General features: G+C 39.0%; 9 protein-coding genes. 1 reads left to right on the top strand and 8 read right to left on the bottom strand.

From position 1 onward, the window contains the following. Nucleotides 1–453: 453 nt before the first annotated feature. From JEQ21_RS06130 to JEQ21_RS06120, 3 genes are all read right to left on the bottom strand, one after another. A complete protein-coding gene (locus JEQ21_RS06130; RefSeq protein WP_199364557.1) occupies nt 454–624 on the bottom strand; it encodes a hypothetical protein in 171 nt (56 codons plus the stop codon). 248 nt (nt 625–872) lie between these two features. After that, nucleotides 873–1,433 carry a DapH/DapD/GlmU-related protein gene (locus JEQ21_RS06125; protein ID WP_199364556.1) on the bottom strand — a complete coding sequence of 187 codons (561 nt, stop codon included), beginning with the start codon at nt 1,431–1,433 and terminating at the stop codon, nt 873–875. A 9-nt stretch (nt 1,434–1,442) separates the two neighbouring features. After that, nucleotides 1,443–2,414 (bottom strand): alpha/beta hydrolase, encoded by a 972-nt coding sequence (locus JEQ21_RS06120; protein WP_199364555.1) that lies wholly within the window; start codon nt 2,412–2,414, stop codon nt 1,443–1,445. Between the two features lie 126 nt (nt 2,415–2,540). Here JEQ21_RS06120 and JEQ21_RS06115 point away from each other — a divergent pair, with 126 nt between their 5' ends. Further along, on the top strand, nt 2,541–3,425 hold the full coding sequence (locus tag JEQ21_RS06115; protein WP_199364554.1) for a LysR family transcriptional regulator: 885 nt from the start codon (nt 2,541–2,543) through the stop codon (nt 3,423–3,425). Here JEQ21_RS06115 and JEQ21_RS06110 read toward each other — a convergent pair. The 5 genes from JEQ21_RS06110 to JEQ21_RS06090 all read right to left on the bottom strand — a co-directional run bounded on the left by JEQ21_RS06110 (nt 3,412) and on the right by JEQ21_RS06090 (nt 6,725). After that, complete coding sequence (locus JEQ21_RS06110) at nt 3,412–4,314, bottom strand: nucleotidyl transferase AbiEii/AbiGii toxin family protein (RefSeq protein ID WP_199364553.1); 903 nt, start codon at nt 4,312–4,314, stop codon at nt 3,412–3,414. The genes JEQ21_RS06115 and JEQ21_RS06110 overlap by 14 nt on opposite strands. After that, nucleotides 4,311–4,907, bottom strand: a complete 597-nt coding sequence (locus tag JEQ21_RS06105) for a type IV toxin-antitoxin system AbiEi family antitoxin domain-containing protein (RefSeq protein WP_199364552.1) — start codon at nt 4,905–4,907, stop codon at nt 4,311–4,313. Before JEQ21_RS06105 ends, JEQ21_RS06110 begins: the two co-directional genes overlap by 4 nt. A 224-nt stretch (nt 4,908–5,131) precedes the next feature. Continuing rightward, a complete protein-coding gene (locus tag JEQ21_RS06100) occupies nt 5,132–5,692 on the bottom strand; it encodes a DUF2812 domain-containing protein (protein WP_199364551.1) in 561 nt (186 codons plus the stop codon). Nucleotides 5,693–5,695: 3 nt separating this feature from the next. After that, nucleotides 5,696–6,010: a PadR family transcriptional regulator gene (locus tag JEQ21_RS06095; protein ID WP_199364550.1), complete on the bottom strand. Its 315-nt coding sequence runs from the start codon at nt 6,008–6,010 to the stop codon at nt 5,696–5,698. A 160-nt stretch (nt 6,011–6,170) separates the two neighbouring features. Next, nucleotides 6,171–6,725, bottom strand: a complete 555-nt coding sequence (locus JEQ21_RS06090; RefSeq protein WP_199364549.1) for an SWIM zinc finger family protein — start codon at nt 6,723–6,725, stop codon at nt 6,171–6,173. Between the last annotated feature and the right edge of the window lie 95 nt (nt 6,726–6,820).

Raw genomic sequence — 6,820 nt, 5'->3', positions numbered from 1 at the left:
TCTGAAATTTCTTTGGTTTATTAGTATCTAAAGGTCCATCTAAGATACAGCAGACAATAGATTTTTGGTGAACATCAATGCCACAACAAGTTTCAACCATAGCTTCCATGTAAAAAGCCGCCCATTCTATTATTTGAACAATCGAATAAGAGGCTGTTTTGTAATTTTATTTTCACGCTCAAGGCGTATTCGAGTTATCTCATGACTCTTATTCATCCAGTTTTAGTTACAGGCTCGGCAAAGCCCTAATAAACTTACGGATTTGTATTGCTCATCTTTATTATATACCTGAACTAATTTTCCGTCATGAGTTAGCAGGCGAAGCCTGCTTGGAGTTTTAGTTTACTTTTAGTACAAGGCAGCAAGTCGTAGACAGGTCAAAATCTTGAGGGAGATTTTGAGGTTGCTGATAAAACTTTCGAAGAAAGTTTCAAATAAGTACGGCAAGACGAGCTAACACAGTAATGAAAGATAAACTAAAAGAATATATCTTTGAGCAACCGCGTCTTCTCCCTTAACAGCTGCCGTCAAAAACCAATCGCTAGCCTCCGAAACATAACTCACCACCTCAGCTCCCAGTCCCTTGGAATGAAAATAACCAGACATTTCTGCTTCTAGCTTCAAATAAAACCATTCCCTCGATCAATGAAATAGACCCTAGCCTCTGGAGAGCTCGAACTTCATAAAAATCTGACTGTCCCACAAACTCTCTAATTATTTCTTTTGTGTCTATTTATACTTAACTAACTTCTAAATCGGAATACTCTTCCATCATTTGTTGGGTAAATTGACCTACCGAGGTTGCATTTTGAAGTTGCCAAGTGACAAACACCGCCACAATGCTATTTCTCCTTTTTACAATGAACTAGTTGTTAGGCTAGACTTCTAATGACTTTTGCTGGAGTACCAGCTACGATTGTATTAGCTGGAACATCCTTCGTCACCGTGCTATTTGCCGCTACAACCGCATTTTCACCAATCGTAACTCCAGGAAGAACCGTTACACCAGCCCCTAACCAAGCATTTTTTCTTATTTTAATTGGCCGAGTCACTAAACCCCTTCTTTTCGCGGGTTCCAAGATATGATTGACCGTTAGAAGTGTTACCCTGGGACCAATTAAAACGTGGTCTTCAATCTCAATTCCACCTAAGTCTACAAAGAAAACTTCCTTATTGATAAAGATATCCTTCCCAAACCGGATATGGGCTCCAAAGTCTGTTTGGAAAGGGAGAGAAATTTCCACAGACTGATCGAGGTTCAGACTAGTAATGGAGCTTTCTTGCTTTTGAATTTCTTCCTTTGACATCATTCCAGTGTTTAAGCGCTGAATGATTGGCTCTTTCCCAGACTTTATCTGGTGTATTTCTTTGAATAGCGGATCTCCAGGTAGAATCTCACCCTGATTTTGGATTTTCTCAAGCAAGTTCGCCATCACTTTATCCTATTTCATATTTTCAAGAATAAAGTCCTTCATCTCATCAAATGGAATCTTATCGATTTGATCATATAAATCTGTGTGACTAGCTCCTTCCACTGTCAGTAGCTTTTTGTTGTCCCCTTTTAGTTGGGCAAAGGCATCTTTTCCCATGTAATAGGAATGGGCTTTGTCTCCATGTACAATCAAAACGGCATTGCGAATCTCATAGCTGTATTGCCACAAACGAGTGTTAGCCAGTGAAGTGGCTGCTTGGACAGCCCAACCATCATTAGAATTGACACTACGCGCGTGGTAGCCACGAGGCTGTTTATAATAAGCATAGTAATCTTTCACAAAATAAGGAGCATCCTCTGGCAAAGGATCCACTACACCACCTGCTAATTGGAACTTTTCTGTCTTAGTATCAGCAGTTCGTTGTTCAGCCAGAGCCACACGCGTTTGGTAGCGGGCTTCTTCACTATCAGCTTCATCAAAATATCCCTTTGCAGCTACACGAGAAAGGTCATATAGAGTTGAAGCGACAGCTACCTTAACTCGTGGGTCAATCGCAGCTAAGTTGATGACATAGCCACCCCAGCCACAGATTCCAATCGCCCCGATGCGATTTTCATCAACCTGTGGATGGGTCACCAAGAAATCAATCGCTGCTTGAAAATCTTCTGTATTGATATCCGGAGAGTGCATAGCACGTGGGAATCCTCCGGATTCTCCTGTAAATGAGGGATCAAAAGCAATTGTTAGAAAACCTCGCTCAGCCATTTCTTGTGCATAAAGCCCGGATACCTGTTCCTTAACCGCTCCAAAAGGCCCCGCTACGGCTAAAGCCGGTAGGCTCTCGGATACATCCTTAGGTTTATAGAGATCCGCTACCAATTCAATCCCGAAATGATTGGTAAACGTCACTTTTTCATGATTTACCCGGTCACTTTTGGCAAAGACCTTATCCCATTTTGTTTCAAGTTTAGTCTGATTCATTGCGATTTCCTACTTTCTATTTTTACGGTAAAACCAGTATAACTCTCACAAAATAAAATAACAAATACCTATTTTCTATCTATTATATGCTTTTTAGGTATATAATAAAAAAGGAGGAATAACAAAATGGATATACGTGTTCTAAATTACTTTGTAACCATCGCCCAAGAGGGAAGTATCACGCGTGCCGCAGAAAAACTCAGCATTACCCAACCAACGCTGTCGCGACAAATCAAAGACTTGGAGGAAGAATTCGGAACCCTGCTCCTTAGCCGCTCGAGCCGCCAAATCCAGCTGACAGACGATGGACAGTACCTCTACAATCGGGCACTGGAAATCCTGTCCCTGGTTCATAAAACAGAAGAAAATCTTGGAAAACAAGGTGACATTACTGGAGAAATCCATATCGGAGCAGCCGAAAGCTCCTCACTCCAACTGATCGCACGCGCCAGTGAAAGCATGACCGCTCTCTACCCACAAGTCCGCCTTCATTTCCGATCCGGCAACGCTGACGAGGTATACGAAGGCCTAAACCAAGGAACCCTTGACTTCGGAATCGTATTCGGAACCCAAATCCCACAAAAATACCAGCATCTAGAACTCCCTAGAAAGGATCGCTGGTCTATCATCGTTCCTAAAAACCACAAACTAGCCAAACGAAAAAAGATAAGCGTCAGCGATACCCTAGCCTATCCCCTCATCATTTCCTCTCAAACCGATAGCCAACACCTGATTTTCCAAGAACTTGATCAAGCCAGAATTGTCGCCACCTATAATCTCCTCTACAACGCCGGCCTCCTAGTCAAAGCAGGCGTCGGAATCGCCCTCGCCTTTGATGGCATCTTACATGACCCAGATTTAGTCACCATCCCAATAGAAAATCTCGAAGTCTCAAAGCTTTTCCTCATCTGGAAGAAAAACCGTAAACAAAGTCCGATTGAACGAGCCTTTATCGAAGAAGTTCAAGTACAGTTGGAAGAAGATTCGAAACAAACCGCTAACATTGATTGAAAACGTTAGCGGTTTGTGGTTTTTTGGAATGTGAAAAGACGAGACTACAAATGAATTTTTTCATCAACTCTTCAATAGCTTGAATAGTTTCCTCAAAGGCTATTTCCCTAGCATAAGAAAATTGCTTTTGATATTTATTCCATAACTCTTGTTGAAATTGATTCTCACGAATCTCACCAAGAATTAATAAATATTCAGATGACTTGAAAACCGAATGCCGTTTTAACATCGTATTTGTCAATGCTTGTCCTAAGACTGGAAAGTCAATCCGATCACTCTGTAACCGAGATAAAATGTATACATCATAATAATCACGAGAGCGTGTTGTTCCGATACCGCGTGAAAGTATCGTATCTATTTTTTCAGCTAGAATGGTTTCTACAGGATAGGACAGTAATTCAATCCGATTATCTTCAAATAACCTGTTAAAATAAAATTTAACTTCTTTAGGGGTAATGACATCTCCTGTTGTTACGTCAACAGTGACCACCTCCCTAATTCTTTCAAAAGAAGCAATCAACTTGAGCCTTAAACCTGGATAGTCATCTGTTTCACGAATTTCCTCCACTCCATCGACTTCAAACAGAAAAGACTCATCTGTCGGTGTTTTGATTATTTCATGAGCAATTTTAAGCAGTCTATCTTCTGTAAGTGTAAAACCCTTAATTGTAGTATCTAAATCCATCGTTGTACGCAGATCCAAGCCTAGAATTCCACCAATCAAATAACCGCCTTTAACAATAAAATTCGATCTATATTCAGATTTCGATAGTTTAGCCAGAAAAGCTTCAATCAGATAATTTTGTTGAACCTGTTGCGCTGGAATAGCCTTTTCCTTTGAAACTGCCTTAATTTTAGCTTTGAAACTCATTGCATTTTTGAAAATCATAACAATACCCCCATGTAATTTCTGACTTTCTCTTCTACACCGAACATCTTAGCATATCGAAAGAGCTTATTTACATCCTTTCCTTTACTTGCCGCATATCTTCGATAAGCCGGTATAACCTGTTCCAAATCTGCATTATAGGTTGTTTTCATCAAATCAACTAATACACGCTCAATTTCATAAACCTTGACTTCTGTTCCACCAGGTCTGACAACAGTGATTATCCCAACATCAAACTGTTCCTTGTTGCTAATGGTAACTGGCCTAATATTGTCCAACTTCATTCGAGACGTTGAAACCCCCTGCTTAAAGGTCATATTTATCTCAATGGGAACTCTATCGGAATAACCTAAAAGATAAAGTGCCGTCTCATGAGAATAAACCCCTTTTGGATAGCGTTCTTGCAATAAAAAGAAATCATCTACAAAACCATCTTCCGTTACATAGATTCCTCTCTGAACTTGGTACAACATCTCTGATTCAACTAATTCTTGAAATACCCATCTACCAACTCCAAGTGCTGTTGCCTGTTTGGTCGTTACAATTCCATTATTTTCTTCTGCTAACTTAAGTATCTTTTCCTTTTGATTCATCACAAACAACCTACAATTATGCTATGTTTTGATACTCATTATAGCACAATTGTAGGTTTCTAGAAAATGAAAACATTGATTTTTGGAAAAAATCTTATCAACAGAAACAAAATGCTAACACTTTGACGAAATGTTAGCATTTTGTTTTATATTCTTCAATTATTTACTGTAGAAACTTTATCAGGGAAAATAACAGTCGCTTCCATATTTAAAGAGAAAATCGTTTAATTTCGAATACGATTTGTTAAGGAGCGCTTTAATTTCAATAATTTCCAACCTGTATATCCCAATAAAAGAACATAAACAATTGCAAGAAAGACATAAAAATTAAAGATAAAACTTGCAATTCCTGATGATACATTTATTTTTCTAAAAAGGGTCGGGAGAATAATCGATAAAAAGATAGCAACAATCGGGAGAATTCGTTTTTGAAAAACTTCTTGAATCATCTCCAATTTTGAAGCATCATCTGAAAAAATATCCAATTCCTCAGCACCTACTTGCGATCCCTCAATGCTTCTGAAATAATTCCAACCATTGCATTTGGTTACATATTCCCAGCCATAATCTCGATACATCTGAATATAATCCTCTGCTGGATTCTGATTTTTAAAATCCAGTTTGTAGATGGCTTGTGTTTCAGTGGTTTCTTCAAAAACAAAAATCCCAATCGGTTTAATATCAACCAATTTCCAACCTTGTTGTTGCTGCTGGGACAACCAAATTTCTTCCTCAAGATAATCTGCAATTGTAAACCATTTAAACAGAACTTTTCTTTTTGCCATTACTTATTCTCCTCTACTATTCCGATACAATCTTGCAATTCGTTGTATTTCTATGTCTAGAATTTCCTTACCGAGTTCCGTGATGACGTAGATCTTCCTTTTTTCTTCCTCACCTACAAATTGGATGAGTCCGTCCCTTTCCATTTTTGACAAAGAACCATACATAGTCCCAGGTCCAATTTTCACTTCGTCATTGGTCAAGCTTTTGACATTCTGTCCAATTCCATAGCCATGCTGGGGCGATTGAAGGCTGAACAAGATGTAGAAGGCAGATTCCGTCATGGGAACATAACTTCTTTTCAATTTGTCACTAATCATAAATCCTCTCTTTCTTACATCTACATACGATATATCGGGATACGTTATAGCTAAATTATATCAAACCTCGATATAATGTTCAAGCTTATTATGAAAAAAGCTCACTAACCTAATGGTTAGTGAGCCAAAATTGGGGGAAATTCAGTCAAAAATAGCTATCTCAGAAGAAAAAGTATCCATTCTCTTCATCATACCAGTCATCTTCGTAGTCTTCTTCTTCGTAAAAAACATCCGTTTCTTGACTAGTGAGCTCTTCCATTTTCATCAAAGTTTCGATCAATTCCTCCCGTAATTGATCTGGGGTCAGCTTGTCTACATAGGCTGTAATTTTTTGAAGCTTCTGCTCTCGTAGCAATCGCATCTCATCTTCCATAGCTTGACGGAGCATCTCTTTTTCTCGTTCCTCTTGCTCCCAATAATCAAGCACCGCTTGTGCTTGTTCTGGGAACTGTTGGAAATAAAGGGCAACCATATGTTTGCAGACAACTTGTCTACCAGCTGCAAAAGGACAAGTGCAGTTCGACTTACGTGGCTGATGAATATAGATTTCTACTTGATAAATTTGATGATTCGAACCACTGACTTCTCCATTGAAAACACCTTCAGCCAAGATCTCCATTCCCAGAACTTTCTTTTGGAAATAGTAACGAAGTCCTCTCTCAAATGACCTCCTACTAGCCAAATGGACCAATTTTAATTCATCCCAAATACTCATGATGGAACCTCCTAAATCCAATGCTTAAGACATCGTTATTGCGAACATTCTTGGTTACTGAAAACTAACAATAACTAGTTTTCTTCTCCGTTTGT

The sequence above is a fragment of the Streptococcus sp. 121 genome, assembly GCF_016458205.1.
Taxonomy (GTDB): domain Bacteria; phylum Bacillota; class Bacilli; order Lactobacillales; family Streptococcaceae; genus Streptococcus.
The sequence above is the reverse complement of the archived record's forward strand: the minus strand, read 5'-3'. Positions and strand labels throughout refer to the sequence as shown.